Annotated in this window: 1 protein-coding gene; it reads left to right on the top strand. The window is 40.5% G+C overall.

Annotated features, from left to right (window positions below; genetic code table 11):
• The coding region (locus GPK60_RS09755) for a transposase (protein ID WP_215659723.1) at nt 1-247 on the top strand (247 nt) is incomplete at both ends.

Here is a 247-nt window from a genome sequence, read left to right as displayed (position 1 = left end):
GAGCCGGAACAGCTTTCCCAGAATGGACATTATTTATCTATTGATCCTGGACTTCATAATCTGATGACCTGTTATGATTCTGGAAATGGCCGAGCTTTTATTCTGGGAAGAAAGTATCTTTCCATGGAAAGATATTTTCATAAAGAGATCGCCAGAGTGCAGTCTGCATGGTATGCACAGCAATCGGAAAGAGGAATAAAATATCCAAAAACATCGGAACATATCCAGCGGCTTTACAGGAAAAAGC

Origin of the sequence: Ruminococcus sp. MCC718 (genome assembly GCF_018783905.1) — a bacterium.
GTDB lineage: Bacteria > Bacillota > Clostridia > Lachnospirales > Lachnospiraceae > Hominisplanchenecus > Hominisplanchenecus faecis.
Note: the sequence above shows the minus strand (reverse complement) of the source record. Positions and strands in the feature narration are given on the sequence as shown.